Genomic DNA, 18,433 nt, shown 5'->3' with positions numbered 1-18,433 from the left:
GTAACTGTGAATCTCGCTCCCTTATCACTAGGTACTTGCCACAACTAAATTCATTTCTAATAAAACTAACACTTGTGGCGCGTAGGGCATTTTATTTTTGAAACACCATTCCTCTATTCCTCCATAGGCTGATCCAATAAATTGAATAATAATATCTTCGCTTATTTAATAATATATGTGCAAAATTAAATACTAATATCATCTGTTCTTTTCTACGCTTTCATTTCTTTTAAAAAATTCGTCATGGATGTGGAAGGAAATAAGATTCTATCGTTTTTCACAGCGTATAGCCCAAAGGGATTCAAGCGTAGACCAGGAAGAAAGTCGCACGTTAAAAATAATAAGGTATATAAGATGTCGTGGAATGGAAAGCCCCTCGATTGGACTGTCGTTAATAATTTGTCATTAAATTCAACGGCTCTATCAAATGAAGGATCAGAAGTCATCATTCCCGTAAGCTGTAAAGGAATTTCGAGTATGATTTCTTTTCCATCAACAATGACCACACCGCCTCCCATTTCATGAACACGCGCAGCTGCTATTGACATTGCCTCTGGATTTCTACCGATGGTAAGCAAGTCAGTAGTCGTATTAAAGGTTGAGGCCATCCCATCTAAATCCACCGCAAACCTTTCTAAAATACCTTTTGTCACCCACTCCCCCTTTCTATCGATCAGAGCTGCATACATAAGTCCTTCTTGATTCGAAAGATCGATAAACCCATTCTTGGTTGGAAGCACCAAATCTTTTCGTTTGGTTATTACATTGCTCAGAAAATGAATAACAGGGACTGAATCATTTGAAGAGGTGTGTGGATATAGATACAAATCATGATTTGCCAGAATTCCTCTTGAAAAGGAAAATGTACTTTCAGGTAAATACCTACCCCAATCCAAATCTGGCATCTGGACCGTCAATTCGCCATTTTCAGCCACTATTTGTCCGTTTGAGATCACCAAGTTCGGACGAAACTGCTCCAAATCAGGCAACAATAATATATCCGCTTTTTTACCCGGAGCCAATCCGCCAATATAATCGTCCTGTTTAAGGTATGTAGCCGCATTGATGGTGACCATCTGAATAGCTTCCATAACCGGGACTCCATGTTCCACAGCCTGCCTTACAAGCCCATCTACGAATCCTTCTTTTTCAATAAAAGATGGATGCGGACCATCAGTAGTCATCAAAATCCTGCCCGTACTTACCTGTCCATCTGTAATCAGCTTTATTATTTTTGACAAGTCCGGACGAAGCGAACTGTTTCTTAGGACTGTCCATAAACCCAACCGTAAACGATCCAGGGCCTCTTCCGCCGTTATCGCTTCATGACAGGCACTTATACCTGAAGCTGCAATCGAATTTAATTTTTCATAAGAGCACCCCGCATTATGCCCATCTGCCACTTTCCCCATTTTTTTAGCCGCATCTATAATATCGAGTAAAACCGGATCCCCTTTGTATAGTAAAGGCCAACGAGTCACTTCTGCCGTTCCAAGTACTTCTTCAATCGAAAGAAGGTCCATTATATCCTCTTTATTGAACCAGTCCCTTTCACCTGGATATCTAGCCTGTGAAACTAATCTTATTAACCAAAAAAAGTTTCCTGGCAGTTTCTTCAACTCGCCTAGAAGCTTTTTAAAGCCCGAGTGACCAAAGTGCAAATAAAAAAATAGATTATCATTCACGGTTGTGGTAGTCCCCAATGGCAATACTTTTGCGGTGATACTTATAGGATTGTATATAACCCAGGGATGTGCATGAGTTTCGATGAATCCGGGAGATACATACATACCATTTGCATCTATTACATTGGTGTTTTCATTTATCTTCACTTCATTTTCCCCTACATATGCAATGCAATCTTTATACAGCGCAATATTTTGCTGAAGAAATTCACCAGAATAAACATTAATAACCGTTCCGCCTTTAATTAACATATCTGCGGGTCGTTTTCCTTGTGCCACTTCGACCAATTCATGCCGGTATGCTCTTGCATTCACTTTTCTCGCCCCCATCCCTTTTTGTATGTCCTCAAGGTTCAATATGAACAATACTGCTCGCAGAATGCATCCCTTTATGAAATCCACAATCTTCAAGAATTTAGTTTTGAAGCATGATTTGAGAATGATTTCTCCATTTGTTTATTATCATTTAATCTCTGACTCTCTTAATTTAAATCTTTGTATCTTTCCTGTCGAAGTCTTTGGTAACTCGTTCACGAATTCAATGTCGCGAGGATATTTATACGGTGCTAACACTTTTTTGACAAATCCTTTTAATTCCGCTTTTACTCCTTCACCTGATTCCGCATTTGCTTTTAATACTATAAAGGCTTTTGGCTTTATTAAACCATTTTCATCATTTACAGCAACAACTGCAGTTTCCAGTATATCGGGATGTGATAAGAGTGCGTTTTCTATTTCTATTGGCGATACCCAAATTCCATTTACCTTCATCATGTCATCATTGCGGCCTGCGTACCAATAGAAACCATCTTCATCCTTGAAGTATTTATCTCCTGTCACCAGCCAATTACCAATAAACTTCTTTTTGTTCTCTTCATTAAGATTCCAATAAGAGGCTGCGATGCTTTCTCCTTTAATTAAAAGGTCTCCCACTTCATTCACCTGAGTTTCATGACCTTGTTCATCGACTATTTTAGCTTCGTAACCGGGAACGATTTTTCCTGTGCTTCCTTGCCGAATATCATCTACTTGATTGGAAAGGTATATATGAAGTGATTCGGTCGAACCAATTCCGTCTATAATATCCAATCCAAAAACTCTCTTCCATTGTTCGATATAAGAAGCCGGCAGTGCCTCTCCTGCTGATACGCAAAGTCTAACTGAAGAAAGATCATAGGTTTCCTTCGTTTTCTCAAGGTAATTGAGCATCGATCCATACAGAGTCGGGACACCAAAAAAAATGGTTGGACGATACTTCTCTATCGTCTCAAACACCTTTTCTGCAGTCGGTCGGTCCGGCATTAAAACAGTCGTGGCCCCGGCTCCAAAAGGAAAATACATCGCGTTTCCCAAACCATAAGCAAAGAAAAGCTTCGAAGCCGAAAAAGTAATGTCATTTTCGGTGATTTGCAAAATGTTCCTGGCGTAATTTTTAAAGGCTTCTTCCATATCGGTTTGAAGGTGTATAACCCCTTTTGGCTCACCTGTACTTCCTGATGTATAGAGCCAGAACGCTTGGTCATTTATGTTGCTAAAACATGGAGGCAGTTCTTTATTTTGTCTGCGAGTAAGAGTCAGAAAAGAATGTTCGTTATCTTCCTTCAGGTTCAGATCAACCCCATCAACCAAGATGACATGCCTCAAGAAAAGTAATCTATTTTTAACAAGCTTTAACTTCTCCCACTGTTCACAAGTAGTAACCAACACTTTGGAACGGCTATTATTCAAAAGATACTCATAATCCTTTATGGGCAAAAGCGTATTGGATGGAATCGGGATTGCCCCAACCTTTATTGCACCGAAGAAACTAATGATGAATTCTGGAGAATCATGTAATAAAAGCAGGACGCGCTGTTCCATCTCTATGCCCAGTTCTTTTAATGCCGCACCAAATTGATTACCAAGGGTATCGATTTCTTGATAGGTATAAGATTGATTTTCATAATAAATAGCGGTTTTATCCCCTATTCCTGCCTCAATGTTTTTCTGGAAGAAATTATAGGAAGCATTGTACATCGCACCCAATCCTCTAATTTTACATTCGGTTTTTATCACACATTTACCCTCCTCAAAAAGCTACTGGTTTTAGAAGCGTCACCCCACCGTCTCCTTTATTCCGTAAAGAAGACGGCTGCCATACAAGCCGGATAAATCCCTAACCTTCCATTTTCAAAATCTCCTTTGTGGAAAAAGGCCATTCATTCGGAAACGCTATACGAACTAATTTGAGCAAATCCCCTTCCTGACAATGCTCCTTTCCATTAAGAAACCGCTTTCAAATCAGCCAAACCTCCAATCAAGGGTAAAGTAATTCCATCAGGCTATGAAACTTATAGTCTGATATCCCCCCCAATATTTTACACATTTACAAGTGCATTTTGCACTGGAAAGGCTTTTAACAAGTAGTGACTACCCATTCAGATCAGTTGGCTCATGAGGTCGATCATTAGAGAAAGAACCTTTCCATCGTATACTTTCAAAAACCGTTTTACAGTTTAGGCAATAGTATTGCCTAACGAGCTGTGCAGTACCGAAGGATGAATATAATTCAACATTTTTGCCATTACAAAATGGACATGCCGGATTTTCCTTTTTAACGGGCATTTATTATCTCCTCGTCCCTTAAACGCGGGATCAAAGCTTCCTTATAGGAGTTTACTAAATTACTATTTACAGGAAGGATCTCGTTTTCAATAAGCACACGATTGTTTTCCACTTGTTTCAACCAAGTAATTACTTCTTGTTCACAAAGTTTAAATGCTCTCCCGAAACGGGCAGGAATTGAGCCTCCATCATTCAGTAACTTGAGTGCCCAGTTTTTCGAGTACAAAATATGCTCTAACTGTTCTCTTGCCAATTTATTGAATTGCAGTTCGATTTCACTGCCTTTTTGGTGGCTGGTCAAAGCGGTAATCAATGTATTGAATGCCGTATTCATAGAATAGAGCCCTGCAATCAGCTGTATCCACTCCCCGATTTGAACAATGCTGTCAAACGCTTTACCCGTTTGTTCCTTTACTTCCTTTTTGCTGCCTTTTCCGCTCTTCAAATTCGTTCCCCAATTATAGAGAAGGCGGGCATGACCTAGCTCCGATTGGGCCATTGCAATTGCGGCAAGGGTCCCTTCTAAGTCTGGACCACTGACACCGACCTCAACAAGACGATCTCCTAAAATGAATTTATTATCAGCAATCGTTTCTATCAAGGTAATCAATTCAGTGTTGCCATTTGTTGAATTCACCATATTAAATCACCCTTTTCTTAAAAAATGGTTCTGCTTCTCTAATGCAAATCATATTTTCCCGCTTGACTATAAACATTTCCACCCATTTTTCTTCATCATAAATATAACGGGCATAAACACGTGCCAACTCATCATTATCGGCTTCAACTGTTCCAATATGCATTAAGTCATCACCACGATTGATTCTTGAAAACACATCATATTCCAAGTTTTGGACCTTATTATCACTCATTTTGAACTGACCCCCCAGGACTTTAATATCTTCCTGCCTGCTTCACTCATTTGGTCGACCGTCCAAGCTGGACTCCAAACCACCTCTATTTCCACTGCATGAATACTTTCTTCTTGAAGAAGCCTTTTTTTAATATCACTCTCGATCCACTGCATGCACCCGCATCCCGTTGAAGTATATGTCATCGTTACATACGCTGTATTCCCTTGCTTTTCTACGCCATAAATCAAGCCCATATCCACGATGCTTATAGGAAATTCAGGATCAGAAACTTCTTGTAATGCATGGATTAATACCGGATCCTTATATAACACCCCACCCATCTAAATCGCCTCATTTCGATATGCATCAAGTAGTTGATATCCTTTTTGAATCCGGTTGACGAACTCCTGATTTTGTGGGCCACGCTGCTTAAAGCGGTTGATGACATTATCCCACGTATCGGGTTCATCATATTTCCACCGCTTGTTTTCCACATCGAATTTACATGGAAAAGGAACATTCAATTCATACCTACCAGTCCCTTCATTATAATGAGCAGGTAGATTAAGTCCGAGGGATTCACAGAAAGGAACGGCAGTAGACATCCATTTCTGCCTTAATTCATCATTAGTCTTTCCTTTCAATTTATAATCCAGCTGGGCTGACCTGCTTTTCAAGTTATCTGCTACACCGAAGAATTCAAGGGACATGATGAACATCCAATCAATCGCTTCTTGAACCTGCTTAGCCGTTTCAGGATCTTTCATGGCTGCCTTCATTATGATTTCTCCGTTTCTTAAATGGAATAGTTCCTCCTTATCAACTTTGACCAATGCCCGTTTCCAAGGTCCATATGATGTATGTTGGTGCGCATCTCCCAATAAGGTGTAACCTGCTCGATCAAATAATCCGTTGAATACTCCCAGTTCAACCCAGTTATCTAATTTAAAATCAAAAGCATATGGATTCTTCCATCTATTTGGCGATCGCTCATATAACATGAATTGAACGTTTTCTCCTAAATCCTTTAATAATCTATACGCAATATGCGCATGGCCGATTTCATCCTGCATCACTGCAAGTGCTGTGATTTTGTAATTTAAATTAGGGGCATCATTATAGACAGTCAGAAGTGGCGGAACACTTAACAATTCTGTATCCGCAACTATCATCAAAGTTTGTTTCAATGCCTTTTTATAGTTTTCATCCATATCTTCCAGTCTCTCGACCACAAACCCGGCTTGGATCTTGCCCATCAAATCATTTGTAAACCCTGTCATCTGTCTCTCTCCTATCATATTATGTTTTTTAAACTATCGTCTTATATAAGTAATATAATAATTTACTTTATCTGGTTAGTCAACACTTTATCAGATTTTTCAGAAAACAAATAAAGCGAGATGCACAAAAGTGCAGCTCGCTTTATTTGTTATAATTCGTAGCGAAACATTCCGCCATTTGAAATTTTTTGTATTCTTTTCTCTTCAACTAAATATTCCAGATGTGCTAACGTTTCCGCAATGGCGAATCGCCATTGATGATCAGTGAGCTTCTTTTGTTGAAAAAGTTTTTCCGTAATTTTATACGCCACTTTATTTGATTCCAGAATGGTTAAAATGGTCGTTAAACGTTCATGATGATGTCCAATGATTTCCTTAGCCCTCTGGGCAAGGTTCACTATTGGTGTTCCATGGGCAGGATATGCAATGCTCACATCCTGTTCAACAAGTTGATACAAAGTTGAAAAGTAACTTTTTAGAGGGTTTTGATCGGAATTTGGCCAAAGACTAATATTCGGAGTGATCTTATTCAAGACTACATCGCCTATTAACATGATTTTCTGGGTCTCTTGATAAAAACATAGATGTCCCTCCGCATGACCACCATATGTTTTGACGCTCCATCTTCCTCCAGGACTATCTATATAGGTTTCTTGAAAACCCTCAATCTCAGGAAGTGGATTCACTTTATTCGAGAAAAACAATACGTTTTCTCTCACTTTAGTCAACAAAGGCTCGGGTACGGAATGTTTACCAAATAATTCGTATATTGCTTCAGCCTGTTTCGTATTCCCGCCAAAGACAGTTTTAATCATCTGGGCTTCCGCATCACTCATATAAACGCGAGCACCGGTTTTTTGCTGCATCCAGCTGATTAAACCAGTATGATCAGGATGAAAATGGGTCAGGATAATCTTTGATATATCTGTTGGTTTAATGCACAACTCTTCAAGGACTTCTTCCCAATACTTCTTGGCGATTTCTGTTGGAAACCCAACATCCACCAGTACGATTTCTTCTTCCATTCGAAATAAATAACAATAAACATGTTTCATGGGGAATGGAACAGGTATACCTATGCGAATTAAATAATCCGTTAATTGTTGATAGTTCCCTGATGGCTCAGTAATGATCATCACTCCCTAAAACTGGTTTCCAATTGTGTTGAAAGGCAAGCAACGCTTCCTTTTCTATCCCCTGTTACGACTATTAACTCATACGCTTTTGATCCAATAGCAATGCCTGTGCGTAAATCAGCAGCATTCCCCTTATTAACCGCACATTTCTCATAATCAAGGCCATCCAGCTCTTCCAACCATTTTTCTGTAACATGGATTTTTTGCTGCATAAAACCTCTTCTCTTAATCATGATAGATTTCTGAAAAAGGGTTAATTGCTTTCTCGCGATTTACAAATTCTGCTTTATCAGGAGGATATTCCATGATTGATTCAAAATATTTCACTGCTTTGACCGAAGTAAGCTGATGAATATTCCAAAATAGCTCCCTAGCCTTGATTCCATGCCAGTCTTCAGGTAATAAATCTAGCGGGAAACTAGGGTCCAGGAAAAGGAACTTCCTATATTCGTGAACAAGCCGGGTTCGTTCATAAAAACATTCTTCATTTGAAATGCTATCTTCCCATACAGCCTGCTGCATGTCCTGAAGCTTCGTTTCATATTGCTGTATGAAAGTTAAATAGTTTTTGTTTATTTCATTTAAATTCCAACAAGTACGTAAAATCTCTTCATTTGAGTGGGTGATGACTTGACTGGAACTGAAAATAATCAGGTAGTCCTTTAGATCATATGTATCCATCAAGGTCAGAACTTGTTTTTCCAATGGATTGGGACTGACCCAAATACTATTGGACAAAAGCCCGAAACCTGTCCAGCTCAATTCCTTACGCACTTGATTCCTCAGCACTCGCTTCTCCTCAGGGATGGAGTATGTAACAACTCTCCACAAACCATCCCAATGATTATTCCGGATCGTATAAACACGTTTGACACCATCATCCATATTGCGTTTCCCTTTTTGAGTTAATGAATAATAGCTTTTATTGCCTATTTTTCGCCCAGTAATTAAATCCTGTTGAACCAGACGCAGAATAGCTCCACGTACAGAGGATTCAGAAACACCAAAATGCCCCATCATTTTAATAAGTGTCCCAATCCATACTTCCCCACCGTAGAATTGGACGAAATCACCAAAAAGAGTATACAATAATGACCTTGGTTTCATGTTGATTCTCCTGTTCTCATAAAGCCTTTTCTTCTTAATGTAATCTAAATTGGCTCAATTTTCAAACTTGTTGGAGATAAACACCTTCATATCCCCGCTATATGACTTTTAATATTCTTTTTATATTTTCTGGAATTGGTACAGCCTTGAACCCATCCTCCCCGATGGAAGTCCAAGCGCGTATTTCATAACCATACCCAGTCCTTTTTTTCCCACAATAAACCTCATGATGAAAACGAATGGTCTTTGTTTTCACCTCATTCACATGAGTGTATACTGTCACTTCATCGTCATAGTACAGCGGTTTTTCAAAAGTGCACTTCGCTTCGAGTAATGGAATGATGATTCTCTTCTCTTCTTCCAAATATTTAGGGCTCATATCTATAGAACGAAAAAAATTATGACCCGCTAAATCGAACCATTTATAATAATTCGGATAATAGACAATTCCTGCCCGGTCTGTATCACCCCATTGAATTTGAAATTTCGTTTCATTCATGCGCCTTTTCAAATGAGTTTCTTCCATTATATATACACCATCCTCCCAATAGCATTCGTAGTAAAAAAGCAATATCGGCAGGAACCGATATTGCTTTTTTTACTTTTAAAAGGACAAATTAATCATTTACCTTTCCACTGTGGTTCACGCTTTTCAAGGAAGGAAGCTAAACCTTCTTTAGCATCTTCAGAGCGGAATAAAAGATTCTGTATTTCCCCTTCATAACGAATCGCGGCGTTTAAAGGCATTTCTTTACCGTTCATTATCGATAGTTTTATATTAGTTACTGCATAACTAGCCTTACTTGCGACATTTTTGGCATATTCCAATGTTTTTTCACGTATTTCATCTTGTGGGAAAACCCGATCTACTAATCGTATTTCCTTAGCTTCCTGAGGTGAGATAGACTCCCCTGTGATATTCAGGTCGATTGCCTTGGAGTGACCAACTAATCTAGCCATTCTTTGTGTCCCCCCAGTACCTGCAAGGACCCCAAGGTTAACTTCCGGTAAACCGATTTTCCCTGCATTATCACCCATAAAGCGAAGATCACAACCCATCGCCATTTCCAGTCCCCCACCTACTGTGTGACCTTCGAGGCATGCAATCCAGATTTGCGGTGAACGGGCAATTTTATCAAGAGTTTCGTTACAGAATAAGCAGAATTGTGTTTTAAAAACCGGATCAGCAGCTTTAAGGAAGTTAATATCCGCTCCGACCGAGAAAAATTTAGGCATATCACTCATTAATACAGCTACTTTCATATCTGGATCAAAACGAATATCATCAATTGCAGCATTTAATTCTTTGTAAAAATCAAGCGTATAGGCATTAGTCTTATTAATATGAAGATGTACCTCCGCTACCCCAGTTTCTTTGTTTTTTTGAATTGTAAGCGTTTGCTTTGCTTCGACTGCTGTACTCATTCTTCAACACTCCTCTGAATTTTATATTACGTTTTATTTCCCTCCGTTTATATTACATAATATACTACTAAATTTTCAGAATTGCAATTATTTTTGGTGAATTATTTAAAATTTACATTTAATACGTTATTTGTAACTGTATTTACAATGATATGGATTGTTCATTTTGACAGCAGTAAAAACCAGGTTTTGAATATTAAGATAGTGATGGCAGTAGGGTACGAGCTTAATAGAAAACATGCTCGATTATTAAGAAATAACCTACTCATATACAATTGGTTATCACTTTCATTAACTTCTTGCTAATTTTTAATTCCCTTAATACCCACACACACATCGTTTCTTTGTTTTGATTACTTTTCTAAAGTCCTTGGTTGCTATTACATTTTTTGAACCACTTTTCCGGAATCTTTTATCATCATCAATTTCACTATTTCAATCACCATTCTTCATGCTCCAACATATAATACCTCAAAGGAAAACCGGGGGTATCAACATGCAAGACAATCAACATGGATCGCAAATGAATGAGGTTGAAAAGTTTGATGAATGGGTAAAAAGTTTTTTTCTGGATCCGGAAACTTGTGCGTTGGATCATCAACTTTTTTCAATTGATATATACGAAAGTGACGATGAGTATATGGTGGAAGCGGTTTTGGAAAATCATGATGTGAAAGATATAAAAGTTTGCCTATGTGATAATGAGCTATCGATCATCGTTTACGATACTGATAAGCCAATTCTTGAAAAAAAAGAAGATACACTGCCCACACAGAGAAAGATCCCTTTCCCCTTTTCGATTTGCTCTCGAAGAATTACCGCTGAATTCTCGAATCCGATATTGGTGATTCGCATCCATAAGTTTTCCCCCGGAAAAACAGCTGAAGATATTAACATTGAGTAGTTCATTCATAAAAATAAAAAGAATGGCCTAGGGAATCACTTCTCCCTTAGCCATTCTTTTTTCTTGATTATCCAGCAAAATAAAAGGACGTTCGACTTCCGTTTTGTGTCGAAATGACTTGCAGCTGTGCATCAATTCTTTCTTTCAATTCCGGCACATGGGAAATTATTCCGACTAATCTCCCGGTGCTTTGTATATCCATTAATGCTTCAATCGCATGATCAAGAGATTCAGGGTCGAGCGTACCGAAACCTTCATCGATGAACATCGTTTCAAGTGAAATACCGCCAGCGTTCTGCTGGACAACATCCGCAAGACCCAAAGCAAGTGCAAGGGAAGCCTTAAAGCTCTCGCCTCCCGAAAGGGTTTTGACATGTCTCTCATGTCCTGTATATTGGTCATACACAGATAATTCCAGACCGCTCTGGATATTCCTGCGTGTAGGATCAAGCTTTCGCAACAGCTGATATCTGCCGCTTGTCATTTTCAGCAGCCTTGAATTGGCTTCTTTTAAGATATCATCTAAAAAGGCTGCCAGTACATATCGTTCAAACGTTATTTTGAAGGAGTTTTGACCTTTGGAAATCTCTGACAGATGACCAACTATACTGTACCTTTCATCTAAACTTTTCTGATCTTCCCTGATTTGCACCAATTTCCTTTCGATTTCTTCGTTATTCCGAATTTCAGCCTGTAATTCATTCTGATTTTGGCGTAACGACTCCAATTCTCCATCTATGAAATCGAAAGTCTTTTTCAATCCTTCAAGATCTGGTTTGGCCACATCTTTTAATTTCATTTCCAAATCATGAAACAGACTTAAAACACTTTGCCAATTTTGATTATACTGTTGTACTTGGTCCTCCAAATTTCCAAGAGCCGCTTCCGATTTTTTTGCTGCCGTATATTCTTTATAATTGGAAAAGCCTTGATTGGTCATATCCGTAATTAACTTTTCCCGCTCCTCTTTCAATTCTGTATTTAAGGCCTCTATATTTCCACTTAGGGATTCTTTTTTTGCAATGATGGCCGATTCTCTTTCCTTCACCAGTTGGAGGTTTTTTTGTGCATCATCAAATGCCGATTGTAAGCGTTTCTGTGTATTTACAGCCATTTGATAAGCTTCATTATATTCTTCCTCAGTCCGTATTCCGTCTGGCAGGGAATCGGTTAATCCAGTTAGTTTTGTAGAGTTTTCAATATACCTCGTTTTCCCTTGGTCCTCTTTTCTCTCTAAAGAGATCATATTATCCTTAAGCTGGGATGCTTTCTCTTTTAAATCCTGCAACCTTTTTTCCAGATCATTGAGTACAGACTTTTTCCGCATCAATTCTTTTAGCTGCTCTTGAAGCACTTTTCCTTTTTGTACAAACTGTAGCAAATGCCCATCAATATTTTCACACCTAAACTCTGACATGTCATTTTGTATGTCACTAAGCTTTTCTTGTGAAGACTCTGCCAGTGCATCATATTTGGATTTCGCTTGATAATATTCACTTTCCGCTTGGCTTTTTTGTTGTTCTGCAGTTTTCAGCTTGTTTTCTTGCTCTTTCAGTTCCAAATCCGTCGGCATATGCTCATGCAATTGCGCTGGTTTTGGATGACTTTGCGAACCGCACACAGGACAATTTTCTCCAGAATGCAGCATGGAAGCAAGCATACCCGCTTGGCCAGTTCTCCAGTTTCGATTCAGAGTTTCCAGTTTTTCCTTCTCCTGAATTTGTATTCTTTGTAACTCTTGGAACCGATTATTCTTTTCATCCAGAACTCGTTTCGTATTCTGGATTTCATAAAGAACTTCTTGAAGCTTTTTAATCTTAGATAGCGATTGATTATTTCTTTCTGCTTCAATTTCCTGATCACGATAAAGAACAGCCGCTTTTTCCGCTTCTGTTTTTTCTTGAGCGACTTTCTCTGTTTCCGCTTCAATCGACAGATGTTCCGAAACAGTTTTTTCACGAAGTCGTTTGCTAGTTTCCCACTCTTTTTCATCTAAAGTAACCTGTGCTTTTAAGCTTGCAAAAGTCATGACAGCCTCTTTTACCTGCTCAAGCTGATGAACTGTTCGGACTGCCTGCTCTCTTTGATTATCCTTCGACTTTTCCTTATCATAGGAATCCTGCTTCTCAATGCGCTCAATCCGTAACTTCTCGGACTGCTCACTTAACTTTTGAAGTTCGGAATTCGCATCTTGTACTTGTTTGCCAATTCGCAAATAGTATTGTTCCTGCTTTTCAAGCGAAGCCGCTTTGTGTGCCATTTTTATTTGGACTTTCACTAATTCCATTTCTGGCAGCTTTGCTTCAAGGGCCTCCTTTTCATTCCGCAGTTTTTCTTTTTCCGAAAATCGATTTAATAAATCGACAGCTTTTGAAAGTTCTTGATTTACTTGATCACGAGCTTTCTGCTTTTCCTGTATTTGTTTATTTATATACTCACTTTTTTCTGCCGCTTGCAAAATGACTTCCTGTAAAAGCGGTAAGACCTGTTGTTCACTAGGCTCTTCCCCTTGTATTTGTGCCTGTAATTCTTCATTATTGCCAGGCTGGATGCCTTTCATTAATTCAATTCGCCGCTGAGCACTTTTTTCACTTTCCTTTTTTAGGATGGAAGCCTCTTCTTTTAATTTTTCTTCTATTCGTTTATAAAGTTCAGTATGAAATAATTTCTGGAGAATCTGTTCTTTATCCTTGCTGTCGGAAGTTAACAGTTTTCGAAATTCATTCTGTGGAATCATCAGGATTTGCCGGAATTGATTAGCGTCAAGTCCAATGAGTACTTTGATTTTTTCTTCAACTTCCCGTACATTTGCTCCCAGCAATTTTTTTCCTTCGGCCAATATCTCATATAATTCAGCCTTTGCTCCAACAGTTGTTGTTCCTTCACCTGCTTTTTTCTTGCGTTCCTGCTGCGGGGACCGGGTCACCAAATACGTTTTTCCACGCAGTGTAAATTGCAACGAGACTTCCGTCAATATATCATCTTCGGCAAACTGACTTCGTAAATCTTGCCCGCTTCGATCTTCACCACTGGCTTTTCCATATATCGCAAAACTAATACCATCAAATATCGTTGTTTTCCCTGCGCCTGTCTTTCCAGAAATGACAAACATCGTCCGTTCTCCAAGGGAATTAAAGTCAATGGTTTCCCTTCCTGCATATGGTCCGAATGCCTGCATCGTTAATATATCCGGTCTCATTTCAAAGCCTCCTCTTTCTTAACAGCCTCAATTACCGAAACCATCAAATCCTGCTTTTGAGAATCAAAGTCCCGATCTGTCATTTCTTGATAAAACGTTTCAAACAAGTCCAATTCTGATTTCCGTTCATCTTTTACAGAGGAGAAAGATTTTTTTCTTCTAAGGTCGGTCAAATCCCATTTACGCTCTAGATGTAGTACGTTCGGATAAATCTGGCGCAAGCGGTTAATAGGATCAATGAGTGCCCCCTCATCATTTAGTGTTATTTTCAAATAGTCATCCATTTTTTGCGATTGATAGAATGCCGGATCGAGTAACTCTTCCATAACTCCAGATATCTCCCTCATATCGAACTTGGGTGCCAAAGAACGATAGCGTATATGAAAGCTTCCATCTTCTTGCATATCGACGATGGAAAGCGACTTATTTTGCTTGGCCTCGGAAAAAGAATATTTTAATAGTGATCCAGAGTAAAACACCTTAGGATGACGTATTGCGTCTGGACTATGTAAATGCCCAAGTGCCGTATAATCGAACGCATCGAATAAGTCGGATGAAACACAGCCGGAGCCACCTACAGACAAGACCCTTTCCGAATCGCTCGTTTTTCCGCCTAATACAAAAGCATGTCCTACGAAGACATTCGGCTCATCCTTATTGAAATTCTCGGCAATCGTTCCGGTAATCCGCTTCATCGCTTCTTGATGGGAATGGATACTATCATCTTCAAAAAGATGGCGGACCGTCCCAGGTTCTGCATATGGAACACAATAAAAGTTCACGCCTTTGATACGGACCGGCTCACATGTTTTTGTTAATTTCCCATGAATGTATAACTGACTATGACGATACCATGATGAACCGAATGCGAGTCTTTCCGCAGAATCATGGTTTCCCGATATCGCAACGATCGGAGTATTCATTTTCACATTAATCGTATAAAAGATTTCATCAAGAAGCTCCACTGCTTCAGTCGGCGGAACGGAACGATCATATAGATCACCGGCAATCACGACCGCATCCGGTTTTTCCTCTTCGACAATTTCTATGAATTGCAAGAGTGCATGCCTTTGGTCATCTGTCATATGCACCCCGTGAACGATTTTCCCTAAATGCCAATCAGCCGTATGGATAAATTTCATAGTTTCACTCCGTCCTAATTTTTACTTACTATTATTATATCAAAAATTTTACGAATAGCATGGTTTGGGTACAAACGTTCTAATTTTTACCACACTGCCCCATTCTTTTGAAAGATTCAGAATAAAAAAAGCAAACTCCAAAAGAGTCTGCTTTTTTCATCATTAGCTGAATAAGTGTTCATATGGAACCATATTCACCTTTCTTTCAGCTAATTTTTTTTGTAAAAATTTATGGTCACGTTTTGGTGTGGCAATGATATAGCCGCGTATCACTAAATCTTCCGTAATATCGCCCGCTTTTTCCTTTAACGCCAACTCTCCGATTTTCCCTGCGATTTTATGACGTGCAACATCACGAAAAAGTTCTGGCACAGGGCTCACTAAATCTTCCAGTAATTCCTTTTGCTGCTTTGACCATAAGTGCTTTGTTTGTTCCAAATAGTATTCTTCCCAATCCATATCGGATTTCCCATCTTCTTTCGGAAATCTTTTCAGGAACTTCCGAAACATGAAAAAGCCACCTATGCTCATCAATATAATTAAAAGGGCTACCCAAAATAGAATAAACCATAAAAACCATCCACTAAGCAAAGTACCACCTCATATGTATAGAATGATCGTCACTATTATTATAGACAGTAACCCATATCTTTACAAGACTGGCAATGTAATCATTCCTGACCGTTCACTTCCAGTAAGACAAGTGAAAATTCCCCCACCGCATTTTCTTCATATAAATTCGTGACCGAAGTTGCGTAGTTAAAGATCTCTGCTCGAAACTCCTCGTTTGACTGTGGAATCTTTAAATCAAATACCATTTGATAAAGCAGTGTTGTAATATCATGATATTCACTATGTGTAACCCTGAAATTGAAACCGACTTTTCTGATTCCCTTTCCTTCAGAATCCTTTACAGTTTCAGAAAGAAAGTCAGTGACGCGCAGTGGAACATCGTTTAAAATGACCTTGTCTACCATTAACAACATCTCCTTAATAAATTGGTTAAAGACATGTTATCACTAGAAACTTTCAGCTTCCAATTATTTAACCTCGAAAAAATAAAAAAACGTGCACAGGAAACCCGAACACGTTTTCTTCAAATCAATTTACTTTCCCTTTTTCACGATTATACGCCATTTAGCATCTTCGATTTGCTCAAACTCCGTAATTTCATGACCTTCGGTAGCAGCCCAACGCGGAATGCTCTCCGTTGCTTGGGTGCAATCGAAATTGATGATTAGTTCCTCTCCTTTGGCCATATCCACAATTGCTTCTTTAGCTTCCACTAAAGGGAATGGGCATACCATCCCAGTCGTTTCCAATACCTTCGCCATATATATTACACTCCCCAATAGATAATTTTCATCACAATCTTATGCAGCTTTTGAAATAGCCGCTGTTTTCTTTTGCTTACGGATAATCGTGAAATAAGTTGCTACCCATGTACCCAGCAGGAAAAAGACAATCGCGATCCAACCCTGCCAAGCAAATAGCGCCGAGTTCACCAAACCATTTCCGATAGTGCATCCCCCGGCAACACTCGCACCGAATCCCATGATTACACCGCCAATTGCATTGTTACGTAACGTTTTCATATCAGGCAAACGCCAACGGAATTCCCCGCTTCCTTTGGCAGCAATAAAAGCGCCGAGGAAAATACCCAATACTAAAAACGTACCCCAGTCGATTAACGCATCATCTCCTGTTATAAGGAAAGTTAGAATGTTCGCGGAAGGCGCTGTAATTCCAAGTCCGAACATCCTGCCTGTCATTGCGCTTAGCGGCCATGCCATGATTGCAATAAGGCCGACCAATAATGCTGTAACAAAGGGATGCCACCGTTTCTCGAATAAGATGTGCGCCAATCCCGTTTTTTTCGGTTTCATTTTAAAAATTGGAAGTTTCGGTTTTCTCAATTCACGAATCACCAATAGGCCAACCAAAAGTGTCACAATAATAACAAGCACCCATGGCGAAACATTTAATGTTTCATGAATATACGTATCACTTGTACGATAAGATAACAGATTATCTCCAGCCACTTTCCATACACCATATTTCGACATTGCTGCCCCTAGCATATAACCAAAAAGAGCAACCCAACTTCCGATCATACCCTCTCCGGCACGATACCATGTTCCAGTGGCGCAACCTCCTGCCAGAACCATACCAATGCCAAAAATAAAGCCACCCACGATTGTTCCCAACCATGGAAAACCATCATTTCCAAACTGAATGACCCCTGTATCATTCAATGCATAAACACCAATACTTTGTATTGCTATTACAATAAATGTAGCTAAGAACATCCGTCCATCTTTAGCTAAAATCAAATCACGATATGCACCAACAACACAGAAACGGCCTCTTTGAAGCACAAATCCCAGCAGTAAACCACAAATAATTCCGAACATAATCATTTGTAACATGAACCGTTTCCTCCTTAAGTAAAATATTATAATACCAATATAATATAATCCGGATAAAATTACTAGGTTTTCATATGAACTTTTTTACCCTCATGAAAAGTTTCCAGGCAAACGAAAAACCTGAGTCATTTATCGACTCAGGTTTATTGATTGTTCCTTTGATTAAATCCTACAGTACATGTATTACACCATGCTACTTCTGCCGAAACTGGCTGCTTTAACTTTCTTATATTGATAAAGCATGGCAATTCTCCACGGAACGATCATCGCAAAAGCAAGTAAGAAGAACATCCCACTCAACACACCGATTTCAATCGTGCTTCCCAGCATCAGTTTTGCCACCAGTCGAATCACCATGAGACCAATCAATATGAATATGAATGCTTTAGAGCGCAGAATATAAATTTTTTCATCTCTAACCTCAAATTTAGATGTTTTTATCAATAAGATGGAAAATAACATCCCTGCAACAAGAGCCTCCAACAATTCGTATCGAGTCACCCGGAACATCGGGAAAATGAACATCAAAGCACCTGTACTCATAAACAGCGGCGGTAAAATGATTTTCTTTTCATTCACTGGTTTTTTCGTTTCCTTCATCCGTAACATGAAAACACCTATAGCCATCACAATCGCTATACCTGTTGATATATATATCATCTCTTAAC

Annotated in this window: 19 protein-coding genes; 1 reads left to right on the top strand and 18 read right to left on the bottom strand. The window is 39.1% G+C overall.

Annotation, left to right across the window (positions count from 1 at the left end; genetic code table 11):
- Nucleotides 1-212: 212 nt before the first annotated feature.
- From MKY17_RS10475 to MKY17_RS10425, 11 genes are all read right to left on the bottom strand, one after another.
- Entirely contained in the window at nt 213-1,937 is a 1,725-nt protein-coding gene (locus MKY17_RS10475) for an adenine deaminase C-terminal domain-containing protein (protein WP_339202361.1), read from the bottom strand.
- Between the two features lie 210 nt (nt 1,938-2,147).
- The gene (locus MKY17_RS10470; RefSeq protein ID WP_339202359.1) at nt 2,148-3,701 is read right to left on the bottom strand and encodes a benzoate-CoA ligase family protein; all 1,554 of its coding nucleotides are present in this window, start codon (nt 3,699-3,701) and stop codon (nt 2,148-2,150) included.
- A gap of 577 nt (nt 3,702-4,278) precedes the next feature.
- Entirely contained in the window at nt 4,279-4,929 is a 651-nt protein-coding gene (locus tag MKY17_RS10465) for a Phenylacetic acid catabolic protein (RefSeq protein WP_098372939.1), read from the bottom strand.
- Nucleotide 4,930: 1 nt separating this feature from the next.
- Nucleotides 4,931-5,161, bottom strand: a complete 231-nt coding sequence (locus MKY17_RS10460) for a hypothetical protein (RefSeq protein WP_098372938.1) — start codon at nt 5,159-5,161, stop codon at nt 4,931-4,933.
- The gene (locus tag MKY17_RS10455) at nt 5,158-5,484 is read right to left on the bottom strand and encodes a metal-sulfur cluster assembly factor (RefSeq protein WP_098372937.1); all 327 of its coding nucleotides are present in this window, start codon (nt 5,482-5,484) and stop codon (nt 5,158-5,160) included. Before MKY17_RS10455 ends, MKY17_RS10460 begins: the two co-directional genes overlap by 4 nt.
- Complete coding sequence (locus tag MKY17_RS10450) at nt 5,485-6,423, bottom strand: Phenylacetic acid catabolic protein (protein ID WP_179891157.1); 939 nt, start codon at nt 6,421-6,423, stop codon at nt 5,485-5,487.
- Between the two features lie 149 nt (nt 6,424-6,572).
- Nucleotides 6,573-7,559 carry an MBL fold metallo-hydrolase gene (locus tag MKY17_RS10445; RefSeq protein ID WP_098372936.1) on the bottom strand — a complete coding sequence of 329 codons (987 nt, stop codon included), beginning with the start codon at nt 7,557-7,559 and terminating at the stop codon, nt 6,573-6,575.
- Complete coding sequence (locus MKY17_RS10440; RefSeq protein ID WP_339201860.1) at nt 7,559-7,771, bottom strand: hypothetical protein; 213 nt, start codon at nt 7,769-7,771, stop codon at nt 7,559-7,561. The genes MKY17_RS10445 and MKY17_RS10440 overlap by 1 nt, the downstream gene beginning before the upstream one ends.
- 13 nt (nt 7,772-7,784) lie before the next feature.
- Nucleotides 7,785-8,666 (bottom strand): PaaX family transcriptional regulator C-terminal domain-containing protein, encoded by an 882-nt coding sequence (locus MKY17_RS10435; RefSeq protein WP_339201859.1) that lies wholly within the window; start codon nt 8,664-8,666, stop codon nt 7,785-7,787.
- Between the two features lie 97 nt (nt 8,667-8,763).
- Nucleotides 8,764-9,192: a thioesterase family protein gene (locus MKY17_RS10430; protein WP_286177182.1), complete on the bottom strand. Its 429-nt coding sequence runs from the start codon at nt 9,190-9,192 to the stop codon at nt 8,764-8,766.
- Between the two features lie 95 nt (nt 9,193-9,287).
- Nucleotides 9,288-10,091, bottom strand: coding sequence for an enoyl-CoA hydratase/isomerase family protein (locus MKY17_RS10425; RefSeq protein ID WP_098187405.1), 804 nt, complete (start codon nt 10,089-10,091; stop codon nt 9,288-9,290).
- A gap of 496 nt (nt 10,092-10,587) precedes the next feature.
- On the opposite strand from MKY17_RS10425, the gene MKY17_RS10420 reads away from it, so the two are divergent.
- Nucleotides 10,588-10,995 carry an Hsp20/alpha crystallin family protein gene (locus MKY17_RS10420; RefSeq protein WP_098372933.1) on the top strand — a complete coding sequence of 136 codons (408 nt, stop codon included), beginning with the start codon at nt 10,588-10,590 and terminating at the stop codon, nt 10,993-10,995.
- A gap of 67 nt (nt 10,996-11,062) precedes the next feature.
- Here MKY17_RS10420 and MKY17_RS10415 read toward each other — a convergent pair whose 3' ends face one another.
- From MKY17_RS10415 to MKY17_RS10385, 7 genes are all read right to left on the bottom strand, one after another.
- Nucleotides 11,063-14,194 carry an AAA family ATPase gene (locus MKY17_RS10415; RefSeq protein ID WP_098372932.1) on the bottom strand — a complete coding sequence of 1,044 codons (3,132 nt, stop codon included), beginning with the start codon at nt 14,192-14,194 and terminating at the stop codon, nt 11,063-11,065.
- Nucleotides 14,191-15,336 (bottom strand): exonuclease SbcCD subunit D, encoded by a 1,146-nt coding sequence (locus tag MKY17_RS10410; RefSeq protein WP_339201854.1) that lies wholly within the window; start codon nt 15,334-15,336, stop codon nt 14,191-14,193. The genes MKY17_RS10415 and MKY17_RS10410 overlap by 4 nt, the downstream gene beginning before the upstream one ends.
- A 162-nt stretch (nt 15,337-15,498) precedes the next feature.
- The gene (locus MKY17_RS10405; RefSeq protein WP_048685984.1) at nt 15,499-15,927 is read right to left on the bottom strand and encodes a DUF2621 domain-containing protein; all 429 of its coding nucleotides are present in this window, start codon (nt 15,925-15,927) and stop codon (nt 15,499-15,501) included.
- Nucleotides 15,928-16,007: 80 nt separating this feature from the next.
- A complete protein-coding gene (locus MKY17_RS10400; protein WP_339201852.1) occupies nt 16,008-16,313 on the bottom strand; it encodes a DUF3219 family protein in 306 nt (101 codons plus the stop codon).
- A 129-nt stretch (nt 16,314-16,442) separates the two neighbouring features.
- A complete protein-coding gene (locus MKY17_RS10395) occupies nt 16,443-16,670 on the bottom strand; it encodes a sulfurtransferase TusA family protein (protein ID WP_339201850.1) in 228 nt (75 codons plus the stop codon).
- Nucleotides 16,671-16,709: 39 nt separating this feature from the next.
- The gene (locus tag MKY17_RS10390; protein ID WP_339201848.1) at nt 16,710-17,765 is read right to left on the bottom strand and encodes a YeeE/YedE family protein; all 1,056 of its coding nucleotides are present in this window, start codon (nt 17,763-17,765) and stop codon (nt 16,710-16,712) included.
- Nucleotides 17,766-17,948: 183 nt separating this feature from the next.
- Nucleotides 17,949-18,425: a cytochrome c biogenesis protein CcdC gene (locus MKY17_RS10385; protein WP_098372929.1), complete on the bottom strand. Its 477-nt coding sequence runs from the start codon at nt 18,423-18,425 to the stop codon at nt 17,949-17,951.
- Between the last annotated feature and the right edge of the window lie 8 nt (nt 18,426-18,433).

The sequence above is a fragment of the Peribacillus sp. FSL P2-0133 genome, assembly GCF_037975445.1.
In the GTDB taxonomy this organism is placed as follows: Bacteria; Bacillota; Bacilli; order Bacillales; family DSM-1321; genus Peribacillus; species Peribacillus simplex_E.
This window is presented reverse-complemented; position numbering and strand designations above follow the sequence as displayed.

Bases quoted from the DNA above. Each gene is read 5' to 3' on its own strand.
- MKY17_RS10475 (WP_339202361.1), bottom strand. From the start codon at position 1,937: ATGTTAATTAAAGGCGGAACGGTTATTAATGTTTATTCTGGTGAATTT.
- MKY17_RS10470 (WP_339202359.1), bottom strand. From the start codon at position 3,701: ATGTACAATGCTTCCTATAATTTCTTCCAGAAAAACATTGAGGCAGGA.
- MKY17_RS10465 (WP_098372939.1), bottom strand. From the start codon at position 4,929: ATGGTGAATTCAACAAATGGCAACACTGAATTGATTACCTTGATAGAA.
- MKY17_RS10460 (WP_098372938.1), bottom strand. From the start codon at position 5,161: ATGAGTGATAATAAGGTCCAAAACTTGGAATATGATGTGTTTTCAAGA.
- MKY17_RS10455 (WP_098372937.1), bottom strand. From the start codon at position 5,484: ATGGGTGGGGTGTTATATAAGGATCCGGTATTAATCCATGCATTACAA.
- MKY17_RS10450 (WP_179891157.1), bottom strand. From the start codon at position 6,423: ATGACAGGGTTTACAAATGATTTGATGGGCAAGATCCAAGCCGGGTTT.
- MKY17_RS10445 (WP_098372936.1), bottom strand. From the start codon at position 7,559: ATGATCATTACTGAGCCATCAGGGAACTATCAACAATTAACGGATTAT.
- MKY17_RS10440 (WP_339201860.1), bottom strand. From the start codon at position 7,771: ATGCAGCAAAAAATCCATGTTACAGAAAAATGGTTGGAAGAGCTGGAT.
- MKY17_RS10435 (WP_339201859.1), bottom strand. From the start codon at position 8,666: ATGAAACCAAGGTCATTATTGTATACTCTTTTTGGTGATTTCGTCCAA.
- MKY17_RS10430 (WP_286177182.1), bottom strand. From the start codon at position 9,192: ATGGAAGAAACTCATTTGAAAAGGCGCATGAATGAAACGAAATTTCAA.
- MKY17_RS10425 (WP_098187405.1), bottom strand. From the start codon at position 10,091: ATGAGTACAGCAGTCGAAGCAAAGCAAACGCTTACAATTCAAAAAAAC.
- MKY17_RS10420 (WP_098372933.1), top strand. From the start codon at position 10,588: ATGCAAGACAATCAACATGGATCGCAAATGAATGAGGTTGAAAAGTTT.
- MKY17_RS10415 (WP_098372932.1), bottom strand. From the start codon at position 14,194: ATGAGACCGGATATATTAACGATGCAGGCATTCGGACCATATGCAGGA.
- MKY17_RS10410 (WP_339201854.1), bottom strand. From the start codon at position 15,336: ATGAAATTTATCCATACGGCTGATTGGCATTTAGGGAAAATCGTTCAC.
- MKY17_RS10400 (WP_339201852.1), bottom strand. From the start codon at position 16,313: ATGGTAGACAAGGTCATTTTAAACGATGTTCCACTGCGCGTCACTGAC.
- MKY17_RS10395 (WP_339201850.1), bottom strand. From the start codon at position 16,670: ATGGCGAAGGTATTGGAAACGACTGGGATGGTATGCCCATTCCCTTTA.
- MKY17_RS10390 (WP_339201848.1), bottom strand. From the start codon at position 17,765: ATGTTACAAATGATTATGTTCGGAATTATTTGTGGTTTACTGCTGGGA.
- MKY17_RS10385 (WP_098372929.1), bottom strand. From the start codon at position 18,425: ATGATATATATATCAACAGGTATAGCGATTGTGATGGCTATAGGTGTT.